This window comes from Streptomyces sp. MCA2 (assembly GCF_023544705.1).
GTDB lineage: Bacteria > Actinomycetota > Actinomycetes > Streptomycetales > Streptomycetaceae > Streptomyces > Streptomyces decoyicus.
The window spans coordinates 168,702-187,872 of the sequence record NZ_JAMJFM010000008.1 but is presented as its reverse complement, the minus strand read 5'-3'; the positions used below and the strand labels follow the sequence as shown (position 1 = coordinate 187,872).

Annotated in this window: 9 protein-coding genes and 1 pseudogene; 5 read left to right on the top strand and 5 right to left on the bottom strand. The window is 67.9% G+C overall.

Translation table 11 applies throughout. The features are described 5' to 3' along the window. Window positions 1-65: 65 nt before the first annotated feature. Window positions 66-4,856, bottom strand: coding sequence for a DUF6531 domain-containing protein (locus M8I34_RS09170; RefSeq protein WP_250048740.1), 4,791 nt, complete (start codon window positions 4,854-4,856; stop codon window positions 66-68). Between the two features lie 481 nt (window positions 4,857-5,337). Here M8I34_RS09170 and M8I34_RS41860 point away from each other — a divergent pair, with 481 nt between their 5' ends. The 4 genes from M8I34_RS41860 to M8I34_RS09150 all read left to right on the top strand — a co-directional run bounded on the left by M8I34_RS41860 (window position 5,338) and on the right by M8I34_RS09150 (window position 9,168). Next, window positions 5,338-5,817 (top strand): hypothetical protein, encoded by a 480-nt coding sequence (locus tag M8I34_RS41860; RefSeq protein ID WP_374210879.1) that lies wholly within the window; start codon window positions 5,338-5,340, stop codon window positions 5,815-5,817. A gap of 131 nt (window positions 5,818-5,948) precedes the next feature. Beyond that, window positions 5,949-7,130, top strand: a complete 1,182-nt coding sequence (locus M8I34_RS09160; RefSeq protein WP_250048739.1) for an FAD-dependent monooxygenase — start codon at window positions 5,949-5,951, stop codon at window positions 7,128-7,130. After that, complete coding sequence (locus M8I34_RS09155) at window positions 7,130-8,668, top strand: hypothetical protein (RefSeq protein WP_250048738.1); 1,539 nt, start codon at window positions 7,130-7,132, stop codon at window positions 8,666-8,668. Before M8I34_RS09160 ends, M8I34_RS09155 begins: the two co-directional genes overlap by 1 nt. Window positions 8,669-8,811: 143 nt before the next feature. Beyond that, window positions 8,812-9,168, top strand: a complete 357-nt coding sequence (locus tag M8I34_RS09150) for a hypothetical protein (RefSeq protein ID WP_250048737.1) — start codon at window positions 8,812-8,814, stop codon at window positions 9,166-9,168. Here M8I34_RS09150 and M8I34_RS09145 read toward each other — a convergent pair. After that, window positions 9,123-10,181, bottom strand: coding sequence for an RICIN domain-containing protein (locus tag M8I34_RS09145; RefSeq protein ID WP_250048736.1), 1,059 nt, complete (start codon window positions 10,179-10,181; stop codon window positions 9,123-9,125). The two genes, M8I34_RS09150 and M8I34_RS09145, sit on opposite strands and share 46 nt — an antisense overlap. 544 nt (window positions 10,182-10,725) lie before the next feature. On the opposite strand from M8I34_RS09145, the gene M8I34_RS09140 reads away from it, so the two are divergent. Continuing rightward, entirely contained in the window at window positions 10,726-11,097 is a 372-nt protein-coding gene (locus M8I34_RS09140) for a nuclear transport factor 2 family protein (protein WP_250048735.1), read from the top strand. A gap of 9 nt (window positions 11,098-11,106) precedes the next feature. Here M8I34_RS09140 and M8I34_RS09135 read toward each other — a convergent pair. The 3 genes and pseudogenes from M8I34_RS09135 to M8I34_RS09125 form a co-directional block, all read right to left on the bottom strand. Beyond that, a pseudogene (locus M8I34_RS09135) lies at window positions 11,107-11,235 on the bottom strand (IS5/IS1182 family transposase); the annotation flags it as partial. A 295-nt stretch (window positions 11,236-11,530) separates the two neighbouring features. Further along, window positions 11,531-16,180: a peptidoglycan-binding domain-containing protein gene (locus M8I34_RS09130; protein WP_250048734.1), complete on the bottom strand. Its 4,650-nt coding sequence runs from the start codon at window positions 16,178-16,180 to the stop codon at window positions 11,531-11,533. A gap of 17 nt (window positions 16,181-16,197) precedes the next feature. Then, window positions 16,198-19,113, bottom strand: a complete 2,916-nt coding sequence (locus M8I34_RS09125; protein WP_250048733.1) for a hypothetical protein — start codon at window positions 19,111-19,113, stop codon at window positions 16,198-16,200. Between the last annotated feature and the right edge of the window lie 58 nt (window positions 19,114-19,171).

The following is a 19,171-nucleotide window of genomic DNA, read 5'->3' as shown; positions in this document are numbered from 1 at the left end:
TACTCAAAAGAATCTCTGCAAGAACTGCGTCATGGTGTTCTTCATGTTCATTCATCATGCTTCCCCTAACCCATCATTTTCTTGAGTGTGATCATTCCTCGCGCCCCTGCTGGTATGTCCACTCCACCTGCTCTCAATATGTCGACGCAGTATGTGACGCAACTGTTATGGATTCCATCATAGTTGCCTAGGTCGGCATTGATCGAACGCAGTTGCGCCTCAACGGCTGCGTTCACGTCAGGCACATCGAAGGTCCGCTCTATCACGTTCGGGCCAAGACGCTGGGCGCCTGCTCCCGTCGTGGGATACCCGTTCGGGCTCCCGGTTCCATCCCAGCCATTGATGATCTGTTCGGTCTCCATGTACCTGCCGTTGCCTTCTACTCGGATGGTGGCGTGTTCATTGTCAACATCCCAGCGCACAGTCGCCCGACCGGAGCCATCGGGTTGGGACTCCGGACCGTTGCTGTATGGCGCCAGACCGAGGGGGTCTGACCAGGTATGGGGATTGCGGACGTAGGTAGCGGGGTTGGGGGCCGGGGCGAGACCGAGGGGATCGGGAGTGGCGTAGCGGGCGGTTAGTGGGTCGTAGGTGCGGAAGTAGTTGTGGTGGAGTTGAGTTTCGGGATCGAAGTATTGGCCGGGGAAGCGGAGGGGGGTTTGGACCGTGGAGCCTGCCGACCAGCTGGTGCTGCCCCAGAGAGTGGCGCGGGTGCTGGCAGCGATGTAGCCAGTCTCGTCGAGGAGTTCGGTCGGGGTGCCGACGAGGTCGGTGACGATGGAGAAGAAACGCTGGTCGACTTCGTCCTGTGGGGCGTGGACTGCGGTGGTTCGTTCGCGCTGCGTCAAGGGCACACGGCCCTGGTGGTCCCAGGTGATGCTTATCTGCGTGGTTTGGCCGTGGACAAGGGTGGTCTGCTCACAGAGCGTGTCGCCGTCCCAGGTGAAGTCCACCTGCTCAGCAATGTGTTGTAGTTCCCCAGTCAGGCGCTGCTTGGCGGTGCGCCGACCGAGGGGGTCGTAGGTGTAGCGCCAGGTGGTGCCGTCCGGGGTGGTGCAGGTGACCAGGCGGTCTTCGGCGTCCCAGGTGTAGCGCCAGGTGTCAGGCTTGCGTGACAGTCTGGTCTTCTGGCGCAGGGTGGTGCGGCCGGCGTGGTCGTATTCGTAGCGGATGGTTCCCGCACGGTTCACCCGGGTGCCGGTGTAGCTGCGCTCGCCCCGTGCTTCGGGGGCCGGGTGCTGGTCGGGCCAGGTGGCGTGGGTCTGGTTTCCGGCCGCATCGTAGGCGTAAGTCTCGCTCCAGTTGTGGGCGGAGACCGTGGTGACCCGACCGGTGGGGTCGAGTTCGAAGCGGCGAGGGCCGTTGAGGTGGTCGTCAATGCCAGTGAGATGGCCGTCCGCGCGGTAGGTGTACGCACGGTGCTGGATGGTTTCAGCGGCTGCGGTGACATGCTGGTCAGCGAGACGGCCGCGGGCATCGAATTGGTTGGTGTAGGTGATGTGGCCGAGGGTGCGGGAGAGTTCCTGGCCGAGCGCGTCGTGCGTGAAGGCCAGGGTGCGGCCGGAGACGTCGAGTCCGGTGGTGCGTCCTGCCGCGTCGTAGGTCCATTGACTCACCGCGCCGGTGGGAGTGGTGCGGGAGATGCGACGCCCCAGGGCGTCGCGGGTGAATGTGGTGGTACGGCCGTTCACCGTCTCGGTGACGACCTGCCCCAGTTCGTCACGTGTGTAGGCGATCTCACTGTCGGGAGCGGTGATCCGGGTCAGATGCCCGGCGGCGTCATAGGCAAAGGCAGTGAGATCGCCCTCGACGTCCTTGATGACTCTGCGGCCCAGCACGTCGTGAGTGAAGCGGATCGTGTGGCCGAGCGCCGTGGTGCGGGAGGTGAGCCGGCCCACCGCATCATGCGTGTAGGTCTGGGTGCGGTTGTCGAAGTCCGTCTCGGAGATCAGACGGCCGGCCTCGTCGTACTCGTAGCGCCAGGTCAGGCCCTGCGGGTTGATGACCTTCATGAGTTTGAGTTCGGTGTCATGGATGAACTCGTGACGTGCACCGTCCGGGCCGGTTCGTGCCGTCAGTTGGTCGAAGTGACCGTATTCGAAGCTGGTGACCTGCCCCATGGCGCCGGTGTGGGCGATGCAGTTGCCTTCGCCGTCGTAGGACCAGGATTCCCGGGTGGCGTCCGGGTTCAGTCGGCTCGCGAGGAACCCTTCGGCGGTCCATCGGTGCAGGGTGGTGTTGCCCAGGGGATCCCTGACGGAAGTGGTGCGGCCGAACTCGTCCCGGCACAAGACCGTGACGGCGCCGAGCGGGTCCGTGACGGCAAGGGGGAGGCCGGCCGCGTCGCACTCGATTCGGGTGGTGCTTCCCAGCGAGTCGGTGATCGAGGTGAGGTGACCGAGTTGGTCGTGGGTGAAGCGGGTGGTACGGCCGGCGGAGTCGGTGACCGCTGTCCGATTGCCCTTGGCGTCGTACTCCTGGCGGACGGTCCTGCCGTCCGGGCCGGTGACCGTCGCCGGAAGGCCGAGCTCGGTGTAGGTGGCGGTGCTGGCAGAGCCGTCCGGGCGGACGACGGAAACGAGGCGCCCGTACTCGTCGTACGTGAGCTGCGTGGTGGCGCCCAGCGGGTCGGTGATCTGAAGAGGACGGTCGTGTGCATCGTAGGTGGTGCGGGTGGTGTTGCCGAGGGGGTCGGTGATCGCCACGACCTGGAGCCGGTCGTTGATGAGGTAGCGGGTACTCGCGCCCTCACCGTTGATGTGCGTCGTGGTGCGATCGCCGGTCTCCGCACGTACCTCGCCGTATGTGAACCGGTTCGCCAAGTGCCACTCGGCGCCGGACTGGGTGATGCACCGGTGGCGGTGGTCGTAGGTGTATTCGTAGCGGGAGTCGTTGGAGTCGATCCAGGCGGTCATCCGGTGCTCGGTGTCGTACTCGAACCGTGTCACCGCACCGGTGGAGTTGGTGACGGTGGTGAGGTTGCCGGCCTCGTCGTGCGCGTAGGACCTGATCAGCTGGTCCGTGCCGTCCTCGCCGGCGCCCGCCAGATACAGAGAGCTGAGACGTCCGCCTTCGTCACAGGTCAGCTTCAGCTCGTAGCCTGCGCTGTGCCGGATCGCGTAGGGGATTCCGGTCTCGTCCGCGTAGTCGAAGATGATCCGGTGCCCGTTGCGGTCCGTGATCTCATCGGGCAGAGCGATCCCGGGAGCGTGCAGGGCGTCGCTGAAGTAGCGGGTAAGTCCGGTGTCCGGGTCATGAACGGCCCAGTCACCCTGAAGCGTGCGCATCAGGGGCCAGCGCGGGCCCCTCTTCGGCAAGACCCGCTCACCGGCCTCGGGAATGGCGTAGCGCAGCAGCATCCCGGTCTCGGTAACGAACACGATCTCCGTGGCGTCGATTTCCAGGTGCTGGTCGACGGTGGATGACCAGGACGGGCCGATGTGGCGTCCGATGCGGGTCGATGACTCGTACCTACGGGTGAAGACCAGCGGCAGTGCACCGGGCAGGGTGATGTCCGTCTGGGACAGGAAAACCTTGCCCGTGGCCAGGTCGACCGGGTCGGTGCCGTCCGTGCACTTGCCGTCATCCTTGCGGGTCTTGTCGTGAGGGTGGTCGGCGTCCGCCTGCTTTGACGCCTCGCTCTTCGAGGGCCCCTTGGACTGGGGGCCTTTCGGCTTCGGTGACGCGCCGCCGCCACTGCCGCCGGTCCCTGAACTGCCGCCGTTGGGTGGCTTGGGGTCTTTCCTGCCCTCCTTGCCGAGGCTGTTGAAGTGGTCGGCCAGGCTCTTGTCGTTTTCGTGATGGTTCTTGGCCATCTGCTTGACGCCACGAGTCATGTTGTCGTCGAGGTGCTTGGCGGTCTTCTTGACGCCGTCCTCGATGCCCTCGATGACCTTGTCCAGCATCGCGTTGGCGGCGTCGGCGATGGCGTCCTTGCCCCGGGTACGCCCGTGATGGCTCTTGGCCCGCCCGATCTTGCCGCCGGCCTTGTTACGGAACGTGCCGCCCGCGCTCTGCAGACCGGTAACGACCCTGTCGTGCTCGTCCTTGTCGAAGCTGAATCCGCCGCTGCCACCGGAACTGCTGCTGCCTCCTCCACCGCCGCTGCCGGATCCTCCGAGCCCTCCCCCGCCACCGCCGCGGCGGCCACCGGCGCTGAGGAGCTCCATGGGGTTATCGGCAGCCGATTTCGCGGAATCCTTGGTGTCCTGTACCCCCTGGCCGAAGCCATCCTTGCCCGCCTGCGCGGTCCGGCCCAGGTCCACGCCCTCCTGCACGCCGAGGGCGTTGGCGCCGAGCTGGACGACCAAGTCCCCTACCATCGCGCCGAGCGCTTCCTCGACAGGAGTGAGCGCCATACTGATGACCTGCTCGGCGACGGCCTGGCAAACCTCTTTGAACAGGCGTTTGACGATCACGCGGGTGGCCTGCGTAGCGGCCAGCGCACCGACCTCGGACAGGCCGAGGGTGAAGGGGGCTGCGGCCTGAGCAGCGACCACTTCCGCTGCAAGGATGCCGAGTTGAACAAGTGCACCGATCTTGGCGCCCTCAATCAGGATGGCGACGCCGTCCATAGCCGTGGCCGCCATACGTCCACAGTCGGCAAGGCCCTTGAGGTGCTTGCCGTTGATCTTCCCCCAGTGTGCGTTCAGCGCATCCACAGCCAGGGAACCACCCGAAGAGCCCACCAAGCCCTGGATCGCGGTGTGGGCCTCGTTCGCACCTTCGTCGATGTCCTCGGCGAACTCCCGCATGGCCGTCGCCATTTCGCGATAGTCGTCCTCATCCACATTCGGCCACGACACACCGATGATGTCGAGAACCTCATCCGCCCACCCCGGCAGCACAACACCCACGCGAAACCCGCCCCCGTAAAGAACCTGTCAGATGATCACACGCTCTCGCCTGGGCAGACGGTTCCTCAAGGCAGGAATGGGCCTGCCGTGAGCAACCGTCCCGCCCGTCGGGCGGTTCAGCCGGAGACATCGTTTGGAACAGTTCAAGCATCACCGGCCGACCGAGTTCCGCGGCCGCGAGTGTCACAGGCTGAACCGGCTCAACGGATCGGTGCACCGTTCTTATGCTGTTGCGCAGGCCTTCGTCGTCCCCGATCAATGGTGTCGGACCCATCGGCACCGCAGATAGCAGCGACGGACATGTACGCGCCGGGGACCTGGGTCAGCGAGTCCTGCATGGATGACATGACGGTGGGCCAATGGCTGGCCGATCTCTGCAAGACCGGAGCCTTGTCGGTGACGAAGAGCCCGCAACCGCCGCCGCAACGCTCTGGGTTCTGTCCGGCGGACCATGGCGTCATAGGCTCCGGACCATGCACCCGTGGCACTGTGGACCCGGCCCGCTGGATGTGGCATCCGCAAGGCCGTCGACGGCCCTGAACTGCCCGCGTGCCGGCTGCTGGCCGAATGGCCCGCCACCGAGTCGGAGCCGGTGCAGAGCTGGCTTTCCAACCTGCCCGACAACACCCCGCTCACCATGCTCGTGCGGCCGGCCAAGCTCCGCCGACGGATCGAGCACGACTACTGCGAGGTTCAACAGGCCCTGGGCCCCTCCCATTTCGAGGGCCTCACCTGGAGCGACTGGCATCACCACGTCACCCTCGTCTCCGCCGCCCACGCCTTCGGCACACTCCATTGCCTGGCCCGGACCCAAGAGACACAGCGCCGGCCTGACTCTCTACCAGGTCGTCTGCGAGATGCAGTTGCTCCTGGCTGTCTGGACCGGGGCCTGCGCGCCACCTGTCACCGCGGCATACTCACGGCGATATCCACCTGGCAGGTCCGCCCCTCGGCACGTTGACAGGCGTCTGTCGACATGTTGCTATGAGGCGCTGCTCAGCCGGATCTGCGTCGCGTCGCATGCCGCTCGGGCACCGGATCGACCGCCACTTTTGACCGGGGGCGGCGCCCCCGAACTCAGAGCGAGGACCCATGCCACAGCGCGCCGCGACCATCGTCGGCGGCGGGATCGGCGGGCTCGCTGCGGCCATCGCCCTGCACCGCCGGGGCTGGCGCGTCGAGGTGCTGGAACGGTCCCGGGAGTTCACTGAGATCGGCGCCGGCATCTCCCTGTGGCCGAACGCGCTGCACGCACTTGAGGTGCTCGGCCTGGCCGACGCCGTCCGGGCACTCGGCGCCGTCGAGGCCACAGGCGGCGTACGCGACCGCCGGGGCCGCTGGCTGTCCCGTACGGACAACGCGGAGCTGACGCGCCGCTTCGGCCATCCCCTGGTGGTCCTGCACCGCGCGGACCTGTTGCGAGCGCTCACCGAGGCGCTGCCCGCCGACAGCCTGCGGTCGGGCAGCGAGGTGTCCGCGGTCCGCGACGACGGTCACCGTCTGGTCGTCGTTCACCGTAAGGGCGAGTCCCGGGCCGACCTCGTGGTCGGCGCCGACGGGCTGCGCAGTGCGGTCCGCCGCGCCCTGTGGTCCGACACGGACGGCCCCCGGTACGCCGGTTACACCGCCTGGCGCATGGTCACCGAACCACTTGCCGAGCCGCCCTCCGAGGGCGCCGCGACCTGGGGCCGCGGGGAGAGGTTCGGCTACACGGCGCTGCCGGGCAGGCGGATGTACTGCTTCGCGACCGCGTCGCTGCCGGCGGGAGCAGCCTCAGGATCGTCCGAGTACGCCGAACTGCTGCGCCGGTTCGGGTCCTGGCCGGATCCCATCCCCGCCCTGCTGGCCGCCGTCCCCGCCGACGCGGTGCTGAGACACGACCTGTACGACCTGCCGCCGCTGCCCTCCTTCATCCGCGGCCGGGTCGCGCTGCTGGGCGACGCGGCCCATGCCATGACCCCTAATCTGGGCCAGGGCGCGTGCCAGGCGCTCGAGGACGCGGTCACCCTCGCCCACTGCCTCGACGGCCGGCCGGACGTTGCCGCCGCGCTCCGCTCGTACGACCTGCTGCGCCGCCCGCGGACCCAGGCCATCACGCGCCGCTCCGCCCGGCTCGGCGCAGTCGGCCAGCTGTCGTGGCCGCCCGCGGTGCTGCTGCGCGACACGATCGCCCGGCTGACGCCGACGCGGGCGACGCTGCGTTCCATGACGCCGGTGCTCGACTGGACTGCGCCAGGTGACCTGGCGACCGCGACGGAGAACGAGAGACACTGATGCCGGACTGGACGTATCAACCGCTGCGCGGCTTGGCCGCTGCCGTCCTCGGCCGGCGCCGTTCGCAGCGCACCGCGCTGCGGCTGTTGGCCTCGGTCGGCTCCCGTCCCGCCGGCGCGCGGCTGATCGCCCGGGGGTTCGGCCACCGCCATCCGCCCGAGCGGCTCGCCGGCGAGATCGCCGGCGTGCCCGTCACCGTCCGCCTCGGCATATCCGTCCCGCCCTCGCTCGCCCGCGACGCGGTACACGCCATGCACCCGCTCGGGGCCGGTGTCGTCGAGGTGGCGCCCGTCTCGGCAGCCGACGTGGAGACCGTACGCGAGGCCGCTGCCGACCGCTCGATTCCGCTCGTTGTCGGCACCAGCGACCCGGAGGCCGAGGCCGCCCTCACACCCCATGTCGACGGGTTCACCGACAGCGAGGAACCGCGCATAGTCCATGTCACCGACCCGTCGGTCATCGCCGCTGCCGCCGTGATCGAGGAGCCAAGCGCCGTCGTGCTCGCCCGGCCCGGGGTGCTCGTCGCGGCCGGACCCGGTTGGTTCGCACGGGTCACCGAGGCAGCTACACCCACCGCGCCCGCTCCGCTGCTACGGGACATCGGCCGCGATCCCCGCCGCTGGCCGGCCTGGTGGTGGGCGCTGCTTGTCGGGCTCGGTATGACGGGCGCCGGACTCGGCGCTGCGGCGATCACGCTCGGACCGGTGCTGCTCTGGTACGACCGTGACTACCTCGGCATGACGCTGCACGAACTGCACGCCGCCAACCATCACCTCGTGCACTTCCTCCAGCACGACCGGATCACCATGGCCGGCACGATGGTAGCGATCGGCGCCCTCTACACCGGCCTTGCCGTGGGCGGGATCAGACGCGGCTGGCCCTGGGCCCGTGAGGTGTATCTGCTCTCGGGGGCGATCGGCTTCCCCACCTTGCTCTACTTCCTGGCCACCGGCTTCGTGGAACCCCTGCACACGGCCACCGCCATCGTGCTGTTCCCGATGTTCGTGGCCGCGGTCCGTCGGACCCCGCACGCACCGCGATGGCGCCTGGCGCCGGAGGGGCCTGAGCCCGAGCGCCGACGGGCGCTGGTCGGCCAACTGCTGCTGATCGTCACGGGAGCGGGGCTGTTCGTCGGCGGAGCAGTGATCTCGGTGGTCGGTCTGACCGGTGTCTTCGTGCCGACCGACCTGACGTTCCTGGGCACCAGCACGCAGACGCTGGAAGCCGTGAGCCCTCGGCTGGTGCCGTTCGTCGCCCACGACCGCGCGGGGTTCGGCGGCGCCCTGATGGCCTCCGCGGTGGCGATCGTCCTGCTCAGCGCGTGGGGCTGGCGGCGGGGTGAAGCCTGGGTGTTCTGGACCCTGTCCGTGGCGGCGGCCGCCGGCTTCCTGCCGGCTGTCGTAGTGCACGGCGCGATCCACTACCTGGACTTCATCCACCTCGCGCCGGTCTACTTCGGCATCGCCATGACCGGCACCGGCCTACTGCTTGCGCGTCCGTACCTCTGCGCCAGAGCGTCGGCGGGGCCGAGAGACTGACCGGCCGTCCGTCACGGCAGGCGCTTCGCTACCGTTCCAACAGACTGGCATCTGTAGGTGGTTGGCCTTCTGGGCCCCGGCGGAGGGCCGCGGGTTTCTCCACAGGCAGGCCACGCCTACACCAATCTCCCGAGGAGGTGACGGTGAAGGCTCGTCCTCGCACGGCGAGGTCCGACGTACCGCCGTCGTCCGCCCACGCGGTCAAGACGGATTCCACTCCGCCCCCGAAGGCCGACGCGGCGCAGACCTGGAAGCGGTTACCGGTCGTCGCCGTACTGACCTGCGCCTTGTCGCTGAGGGAGAGATCGGTGGCGGGACGCATCTTCACCATGACGGTGGCGACGGTATCGAAGGTGGTCGCGCTCTTCTCCGCCCAGGCGAGCAGGAAGCGCCTACCCGGCAGCGGTGGCTGCCGGGGCTGGGCCCGCACCACCGTGCGGGCCCGCCTTCTGCTTCAGTTGTTGCAGGTGGTGAAGTCCGGGCTGGTCTGGGCCAGATAGATGCTGGAGCGGCCCTGGTCGTCGCTCTGTAGGGGAACCGTGACGGTGTCCCTCGCCTTCCAGGGGAAGCCGTTCGCATCGAAGGTCCACTCACCGGTCACCTTCGTCGCCAGCTCCGACAGTGCCACCCATCCGTAGTGGTGCGTCGGCACGGTGATCATCAGGCTGTTGCCGAGGTCCTTGCGCAGGTCGTAGGTGACCTGGCCGGAGATGGTGAGGCTGACGCTGGTCTGGACTGGGCTCGCGGCTCCCGTGCCGATGCCCGACTCGAAGGACACGCCCAGCTGGCTCGACCAGCCGGTGGAAGTGTTCAGCGAGAACGTCCACGGCACCGGCGCCTCGGTGCCGTTGTACCAGACGGGAGAGATGCACTGCTTTGGCAGCGGCTCGGCCGGGGCCTGGGAACCCTTCGTCCACGAGCAGGTCGTTGCGTCCTTCTGGCAACGCTTCGACGCATAGTCCACGGCGGCCTTCAACGCGGCGCCGGTTGCCGACGAGGGGATCTTCCACTGCTGCGCCTTGCTGCCGTTGCAGCCGTAGCTCTGGGTCCACGCGTCGTCGTACTGGGCGGCCAGGACAACGTCGATGCACTTGTTGTCACCAGCGTTGCGGACCATGAACGTGTCACTGGTGCCGCTCACGGGCTGGAAGTACCAGCGAAGGCCGGACGATCCGGAACAGGAACGCTGCTTGAGCGGGGAGCCGGCTTCGATGCACTTGCCGGTGGCGTCGTTGACGAGGGTGAACGACCCGTCCGCCTGTGGGCCGGCGGTCCACTTCTGGTGGTAGCCCGGCGCGGAGTTGGTGACAATGAAGACACCGTCTCCGGTGTTGCCGTTCTGCACGTCCAGGTTCCGGCCGCCGTTGGCCGACGAGAACGTCAGGCCGCTCAGGCCCGAGCCGTCGTCGGCCCAGGCCGTGCCGGCCTGGGTGGCCAGGCCAAAGGTGACGGCGAGCACGGCTATGAGGACGGCGAACGTTCTGTGTAAGCCGCTGCGTCTGGGCGGTTTCATGCCAGAACAACCCCCTTATCCGATCGAGGTGTTGGTGGTGTAGTCCACCTTGTTCATCACACTATCGCTGCCTATGCTCCAGCGGCAGTGCTCTGCCCGGCCGGCCGATACCGCAACGCGTCCTCGCTCAGGGCTTTGCTCAGGCCAAGCCCGGTAGTCCGGGAATCGGGACGGATCGTGAAGGGGCATGGGCCGCCGCGAAGTCCTCGCCGGCCGCCGGGTTCACTGGGTTCGCTCGGCCTTTCTCTCCTGAGACGTCGTTTCATTTGGTGAGGCGGCGGTGGCAGATGAGGACCGCGGCTATGCCGACGAAGGCGAGGCAGTGTTCTGCCAGGAGTCTTCCCTACAGTCTCCGGCTGTTGCCGCCTCGGGCCAGCGAAAACGCCGTATCCGGGAATCGGTGCCCGGTGATGGATTACCTCTCAAGTAATCGACAGCCGTGATGCCGGGTGTGAGCATCAGGAGGCCTCCAGGCGACACCATCCGATGCTGCGGATGGTGCGTCGGATGCCCGACCCGGTTTCCTTCAGGAAAGGGAAGTGCCTTGACCAAGATCGCCGATTTCGTGGACCGGTACACCGCGGTGTGGAACGAGGTGGATGCCGACCGCCGTCAGAAGGCCGTCGGAGAGCTCTGGGCGGGCGATGGCCACTACGCCAACATGACCGATGAGTATCGCGGCCACAGCCAGATCCACGAGGCCATTCATGAGGCGTACGAGGACTTCGTCCAGAAGGGGTTCGCCTTCACGATCCACAACTATCAGGTGAACCACAACTCTGTGCGCATCACCTGGCACATGGTGCCCGCTGGCGGCGGTGATGTCGCGGCCGTCGGCACGGAGTTCATCGTCCTCGGCCCGGACGGCCTCATCCAGAGCGACTACCAGTTCATGGACGTGGACCCGACCCAGTAAGACGTCGTTTCATTGGCTGAGGCGGCGGTGACAGATGAGGACCGCGGCTATGCCGACGAAGGCGGCGAGGAAGTGTTCTGCCTTGCGTTCGTAGCCGCGGTGCAGACGTCGGCAGCCGGCAAGCCAGGACACGGTCCGTGGGGCCCAGCCCGACGAGGGCATGGTGGCCTTCGGCGACCAGGGTTACGCTGCGCCGGACCTGGAAGGCGTCGTCGGCTTCGGGCTCCGGTCCTTCCGGACCCCAGCTCAAGCCATCAGCGGCTACACGCAGAAGAGGTTCCAGATGGCCAGACTCTGGACTCCATCACCCGCATGTTCGCCAAGCGCATCCGCCAGGCGCAGCGCGGATAGGCGGAGCTATACGCTCGCGGGGCGAAGGGTCCTGCGCCGACGGCGATGCGCTTCCGGGTCGCCCTAGCCGTGTCACCGCAGGTCAACGGTGGTGGAACCCGCCACCGAACCCACCCCCGTGATCACCCGGTCCGTGATCGCCCGGTCCATGGGGGCCGTCATGGTCGCCGTGGCCGTCATGGCCGTCATGGCCGCCGTCCGGGCCACCCGGCCTCCGCGAGAAGGTGACGGTGTCGCAGTAGATCACCGGCCCGGGTGTCGTGGGCGGGGTAGGGCCGTCGGGGCGGATGCCCTCGGTCTCGAGGACCATCAGGCGCAACGGCCCGTTGCGTCGTCCGGGCGGTATCGGGATCTGGCCCGTGTAGAAGGGCGTTCGGGAGGATTCCGCGTCGACGGAGGTGAGTTGGACGGTGGTGTCTTCGAGGCTCACCCAGCCGAGGTCAGCGTCGTCGACCAGGCTGTTCCGGCGTTGCAGCGTGGCGGTGATGCGCGGCGGCAGAGAGCCGGTGGGGTCCCAGGAGGGGCCGGTGAGGCTGACCGACAGCGAATCGCCGCGCGTGACCCTCAATTCGCGGTCGGGCAGGGTGCGCACCAGGTCGGTGAGGACGACCGTGGAGGAGATCTCGGCTCCGGGGATGGAATCCGGCTGGTAGCGGACCAGGGCGAGCCGGACGAAGGGCAGGCAGGCATCCCCGGTGTCCAGGTCCAGGTCGCAGAACCAGCGGCCGGTCTTGTCCTTGTCCTCATCGGAGTCCTCATCGGACTTCGGAGTGCCCGCTTCGAACTGCGGGGTGAAGCCGACGACCGTGACCGGGAGGGGGCCCGACGGCGTGGAGAGGGAGAGCTTGCCGGACTGCCGCTCCGCGTTGGTGAACATCTCCGGGGTTGGGGCGAAGACCGGCGCGGAGCGGTGGATCGGGTCGCGGCCCATCAGGGTGACGCAGGCGTCCCGTGCGGACTTCGGATCGCCTCCCGGTGGTTCGCCGAGAACGACGCCGAGCAGTTCGCCGTCTCCGGATGAGAACCAGGGGCGGTCCAGGTACACCCGGATTCCGCGACCGCGCCGTTGATGGACGATGGGACCGGGCGGCCCGCCGACGTGCTCCAGGGTGAGCGTGGGCACGCAGTACAGCAGCCGTGGGGCCATGGGAGGCTTGCTGCTCAGCACCGAGTACTCCTGCGCCGCCCCCTCTACGGTCAGCTTGTTCGCGCCAGGCGTGGCGAACTGCGGTGGGAAGTAGTCGGCGAACTTGCTGCCGGCCACGGGGTGGTAGCGCACCGTCCGGTGCTTGGTGTCGCCGAATTCATGCTTCGCGGGGTTGGGCGGGAGAGGGTGAGGCTTGTCGTCCTGATTGCCCTGGGGGTTGGCGGGGTGCGCCGCCGCGGCCGCGGCGTCCGCCTTCGCCTTGCCCTCGGCCGCCTGGGTGTTGAAGGTCAGGACGCCGTCCCGGAGGAGGGCGGGTTCGGCGCCGGGAACACCGTTCCGGCCCGCCGCCCACGCCGTCAGCAGATCGAACACCGGGACAGCCATCTCGCGGATGTGGCGGCCCTTGGGGCCGGCGTCCGTCACCTCGGTCCACTCGGCGATCAGGTCGATCCGGTCCGTAGTGCCCTCGTCCAGCGCGACGGAGCCGATGAGGTGCTCGGCGGTCGCTCCGGCGGCACGCGGGACCGTCGTCGGCGGCAGGGTCAACACCGGTGATTTCATTGGCCGTTGCACCGCATGGACGAGTGTCAGTTCCTGCCAGGGGGTGAACATCCAGTGCCGACTGGCTGCGGCCAGCGCCAGCGTGTCGTCGGTGAGTTGCGCCTCTGCCGCTCTTCTCGCCGCCGCCTCCCCCTCCGTCTCCGACGCCAGCCTCGGTACCGAGTCCTCCTGCTCCCGACACCACCCGGCCATGCCCATGACTTTCTCGTCGAAGTCGATCCTGGAGCACACCCGGACGGTCGCCACGACGCCTTTCGGCAGCGATACGGTCAGCACTCGGGACGCCTCGTCGAAGCGCGGCGGGGCAGTGCCTTCGGCCAGCCGCAGCCGCAGGGACCGGGGGCGGTGCCAGACCTCGCCGTCCCAGGAAACCGGGAAGGGCTCCCCGTCGGGCATGCCCGGCAGATCCAGGAAGACCGCGCCCGAGGACAGCGGATCGGGAAGGTAGGGCAGCTCGACCCGCTCGCCGGTGTGCAGAACGGTGTTCACCGGGTTGTCGGGGTCCGCCGACGACGACTCGATCGGCTCCACTTGAACATCCGGCTGGGACGGGGAGGTGTCGCTCAACGAGCCGCTCTCCCGGGTGGCCAGATCGTAGACCGCGTTCTGCACGGCCTGGTCCGTGGAGCCGATGGCCTCGTCCAGCAGTCCGTGCCACTCGACGCACCGCAGCGACGCCTTCGGTGCCACCACATGACGTTCGTCGGTCCCCCGGTATGGTCCGTGTCCTTCCGCGGTGACCAGGGGCGACCGGTTGAAGTCCGCGGCGTACTGCTCGGCTGTCCGGCCGGCTTCGCTGCCGGCCGCGGTACCGGTTCCCGTGCCGCTGCTCGTGCCCGTGCCGCAGTCGACGGCGAAGCCGCTCTTGAGGCCAAGGTTGGTGAGGGATTTGCAGCCGGGATCACCGTCGGCACCGCTGCCCGTGAAGCCCTGGGCGCGCTGCTCCTCGGCGTACGCGGCCTTGGTCTCGTCGCCGAAGATTCCGTCCGCGCCGTGGGGGAGCAAGTGTGCGTGTCCGTTGTCGATGAGGGCCTGCTGGACGATGCGGACGTCGTCGTTGTGCTTGCCGAATTTGACGTTGACCAGGGCGACGGTCCGCACGGTCCCCCCACCGGCCGGGGGCGGGCCGGTGCCCGGGCTGCTCCGGATCACCATCCGGAAGGCCGAGGAACCTTCCTCGACGGCGAATCTGGGCACTATGGCCGGGGCCAGGACGGGCTCGAACCTCTGGAAGAGTTGCAGTCCGGCCCCGCCGGGGAGCATCAGGGCCGCTGCGTCCTTCGGCGCGGCGGCGGATTCCGCCTTCAGGGCGGCGTCGGCCTCCTCCCTGGTAAGGCCGTTGCCTGCCAGGTCGACCGTACGCAGCCGTACGCGGTAGTGGTGGCCGAACCGCAGCCTGGGCAGCGAGCCGGGCCGTGTCTTGGCCGTGATCTCCAGCGGCAGTTGCGTCTGCGCCGTGTTGTTGAGCGGCTTCGGCAGGTTGGGAGGGCGGTGGTCCTCGACGGACCCCTCGTCGATGTCCAGTACCAGGCCCGGGCGGGGCGCGGACAGCGACCATCCGTCCCAGGTGACCAACTGCTCGGGCACGTAGAGATGGTCGGGGTTTTTGGCGTCGCTCGGCGGTGAGGCCAAATGGGCCTGGAAGAACCCTTCGTCCGACGCCGTGAGCAGGACCGGCCCGTCGCGTGGCTGCCGGTACTCCACGACGCGCTCGTGCAGTGAGAACCATCTCTGTCGTTCGTCGTCCCAGATGTCCATCCGGTGGCCGCGGATCAGGTCCTCGGCGATCAGTTCGGGGGCGGCCTCGGGCTCCTGCGCTTCGTGTGGGGCGACGGCCCCCGGAGGCTGCGGGCCCGGCTCCGCACCCCGCCCGTTCCTCTGCTGCTCGATCACGCGGGCGAAGGCGCCGTCATGCTCGACCGCCCGCGCGAACTCGTCCGTGAGGCTGTCCAGCCGCTCGCTCCTGACCAGCGAGATCCCATGAGTACGCACCGGGGAGAGTCCCGTGGCGCCCTTGGGGGGCGAGACCATCTTGCGCGCGGCGGCGTCGATGTCAGCCTGCTCGACGGCGAAATTCTTTGTCACCGCCACGAGGCCGCGGGACGGCGGCGGCAGCGGCTCCTCGTCCGTGAGGGCCTTCCCCGCGGGCACGAAGGCATGACGGTCCGGAAGGAAGACGTAACGAGTGCGAGGGGCAACATCGTGCGAACGATTCCCCAGTGCGGGCGCCCAGTTGGGGGTGACGGTCAGGATCCGTTGGCCCGAGGAGACAGGAAGCAGGTTGGCCGGCAGGACGAAGTCCAGGACGAGGCCGAGGGCCCGGAGCAACTTGGGATGGTCGCCGAGCGAGGTGAGCATCTGGTGGAAGTCGGGATCTTGCTTGGGGGGTCGCGGCCGCCGGATCGGCTCTCCGTTGGCGAGCGTTGGGGCGGGGGGCATGTTGAGCGTGTGGAAGCCCTTCAGCCCGTTCAGCTGCGGAGGCATGGCGGGCTCGCCGTCCGCGGCGACGTCGCCGGTCGCCATGGCCACATCCCTGGTGCCCGTTGCAGTGTCACTCGCTGAGCGCAGCAGCGCCCTGGTGGAGGGCGGTGTCTCGGGCGACGCCTTGGCCGCTTCCACATATCTTTCCTTGGTGAACGTGCCGACTTCGTTCGCCGAGTAGGTGTGGAATTTGTCCGGGTCGGTGTGGTCCTCGAAGACGTAGGGGTCCAGCGGCGTCTCCCTGCCGAAGAGGCTCTTCCACAGGTCGGCGTCGGGGGGCTGGCCCAGCGGCTTCAGACCGCTGAGGAAGGGCGTCGAGGATGCGGAAGTGCGGTCCCCGGTACCGAAATCGAAGGTGGCCGCTTTGACCTTCTCCGGCCAGGAAAGGAAATCGGGGAAGTGCGGTCCCAGCGTGGTGCGCGGCGTCGTCCTGTCGGATGTCACCAGTCGCGGGGCGATGAACACCGACACGCTGACCTGCGTACCGTCCTTCGAAAGACCGGCGGGGAGAACGGTCCAGTTGATGTGCTGTTCGAAGTCCATTCTCGTCTCCCCGCGGCTCAAGCGGCGAACGCCGCGCAGTACTCACGCCAGTCATGTTCTTTCGAGATGCACTGGGCGAAGGTCGGGTCGCCCGGCGCGCCGGAGAAGCTCCGCTCCAGTTCGAGCGTGACGGACTTGCTGAAGAAGGCGATCCGCACGCTGACCGTGAGCGTGCCCCGTCCGCGGACCACCGACTGGCCGTCGTGCTTTTCGTAGCTGAGTTCCAGATAGAACTCGACGGACACCGTGACGATGCCCAGCACGGTGAGGAAGCCGTTGCACCGCAGATATCCGGCCAGGGTGACGTCGCCGCCCGCGAACAGGAAGTGGATGCCCGCCATGACCGACACGCCGCCGCTCGCGACCCCCAGGTCCAGTGCTGCGCTGCCGCCGAACTCAAGGGCTCCCTCGACCTCCTTCACACCGCTGGTGTCGACCAGCATGGAGAAGTAGCCGCCGCCCCCGAACAGCGAGACCGTGACGTTGAAGGGGTGCTTCTGCTCGCAGACCGAGAAGCGGAAGGAGACCGGCTTGTTGTCGAAGGGGATCGCCACCTCCGCAGACAGAGCGAGGTTCGACAGCATGAAAACGCCGAGCGGGATGGCCGGAACCGCGAGTGTGTAACCGACACGAATACCGCTGGGCTGGATGTCCAGGAACGCGCCGGAACCGAAGACGTCGGCGGGCAAGGCGGCGCGCAGGCTGTTGAGGAACTCCAGCTCATTGCTGAACTTGAGCTCCACGCCGGAGGCCGTCACATCGGGTTTCTTTCCAGGGCCGGTGCTGAACTTCAATTCGTCGAACTCCACTCGGGCCATACCGAAGAAGTTCATCGCGAAGTGGCTCAGTTTGCCGTCCACGGTGGCCTTGTCGACGGCGTCCTTGGAACGGACGGTGCGGGCGTCCAGGATCAGCGAGGCCTTGGACACATCGATAAGGGCGTTCGGGTCCGGCTTGTTGTCGGGCGTCTTCGGCGGCTCCAATGGAGGCTTCCACACATACCGCAGTTCCTTGCCCTGGCCGTCGGCCAGGTCGCGGATGCGCAGCACGGGCGCCGGAAGTTGGCTGTTCGCGTCGTTGAGTATGGCCGCTATCTGCTCGTCGCCGAGCTGACGCAATGTGTCGAAGTTGTCCTTGACCAGGCCCTTCAGGTACTTACCGAGGTCGATGCCGAGCAGCTGGGCCCCGCCGAAGGCATTCCTGATGGTGTCGATGTCCTTCGCGCCGACGACCGCCCCACTGGCGTCCGTGTCGAAGACGTCAGGAACAACGCCTGCCCGGGTGGTGATCGTCTTCACCGCGGAATTGGGGCTGGAGAGTCCACCGGCCTGCTCGGCCCCGAAGGTGAGGCTGAGCGGCTTTTGCAGGTCCAGGTACGCGCCCGCCGGGTGTCCCTCCATGGTCTGCCGCAGATACGTATCGTTGAATACGACCTTGAGATCACCGCCGTTGGGGGTGAATTGCTCGACGGCGGGGACGCGTATCGCCGCCTCGTGCACACAGGGCCGGCCCACCACAGGGGTACCGCCCTTCGGGCCGAGCCCAAAGGTCAGGGTGCCGACTGCGTGGCTGGTACTGCCGGGGGCCTCGGGGGGCGGCTGCGCCATGGCCATCACTTGGCCGTTCATCGGGCGTCGCAGTCGGTCGCCCAGCCTTGGTTCTTGGTTCTCGTCGTACAGCTTCGCCAAACGCCCCTGTTCATTGGGCGTTCCGTCCGCCACGAACACCAGCGGCATGGTGAAACTGACCTTCCGGCCCTCGCTGTCCGTGCCGATCAGGGTGAACTCGAAGTCCTTGAGGGAGCCACGGAGAACCACCCAGAAGGCGTCGGGCTTTGTCGTGGGCGGTTGAATCAGTGGGGTGACGCGATCGGTGATGCGCAGCGTACGGAAGGGCATTTCGCGTCCCGCATGCGGGAAGCCGCTGTCTGCTCCGTACTGGACCTCCGGCTGCTTGACGACGATGTACTCCTCCTGCTGCAAGTAGGCGACGATCCCGTCGTCCGGCCGGGCAACGAACACGCGCCGGGTCTCCGTCACGTCCAGGGCTTCATGACCGGTGCACAAGCAGCCGTGATTGACGACGCGGACGTACTGGTCACGTCCCAGGCCCGTGATGTGGTCGTAGGCCACCAGGCTCGGGGCACGCCGACCGGCCAGCCCGTAGCGTGCCTTGGCCGGATCCGACAGCGGCTCCCAGGCGCCGTGCAAGTGAGCCGAGGTCCCTAGGGGCGTGACGAGGAACTGCTCCGCGTGCAGGGGCGCACTGTGGACTTCGAGGGGCCCATCTGGTCCTCCGGGCAACTCGATCCGGCTGGTGAGGGTGACGAGGTCCTCCAGGGTGGCGCCGGCGACCGGTGCACCCCCTGGCAGCGCACCCCGGTCCGTGACCGTCGCGAAGGCCCGCAGCTGAACGTCGCCGTCCCGTTCACCGTGCAACCGGGCGTGCCACAACACGGCGCGGCCGTCGGACTGTTGGGGTGGGGGGCGACCCACCCAGTCCACGGGGGCGTCGTAGGTGATCAGCAGCCGGGTGGGGAACTCGATGACACTTCTGGGGATGCCCTGGAAGACCGTCGATCCCGGCGTGTCCGGGCTCTGCGGGCCGACCGGCACCGTCATCGGCACCAGACGCGCCCAGTCGAGCAGCGCGTCCAGCGACAGGTCCAAGCCGTCGATGTTGTCCGGCACGGAGAAAGCCAGACGGGTCGAGCCGGCGGTGACTGCCTTCATGGGAGCGGTGACGGCGTTCAGATCCAGGAGGACCTCTTCCACTACGTGCTGTGCCGGCAGCCCGGCGAGGACGAACGCGGGCTGGGCCCGGTCCCGTCGCACCAGGCGGCGGCCGTCGAAGCGCAGGTTGACCAGTGCGATGTCGACGACGAGCATGTCCGCGGGCCGCACCACCCGGAACGGCCCCTCCGCGACGTCCACCTCGTGCGGCGGCGGGTGTTCCGGGGGCCGGTCGGGGCCGGGGCCAGGGTGCTGCGGA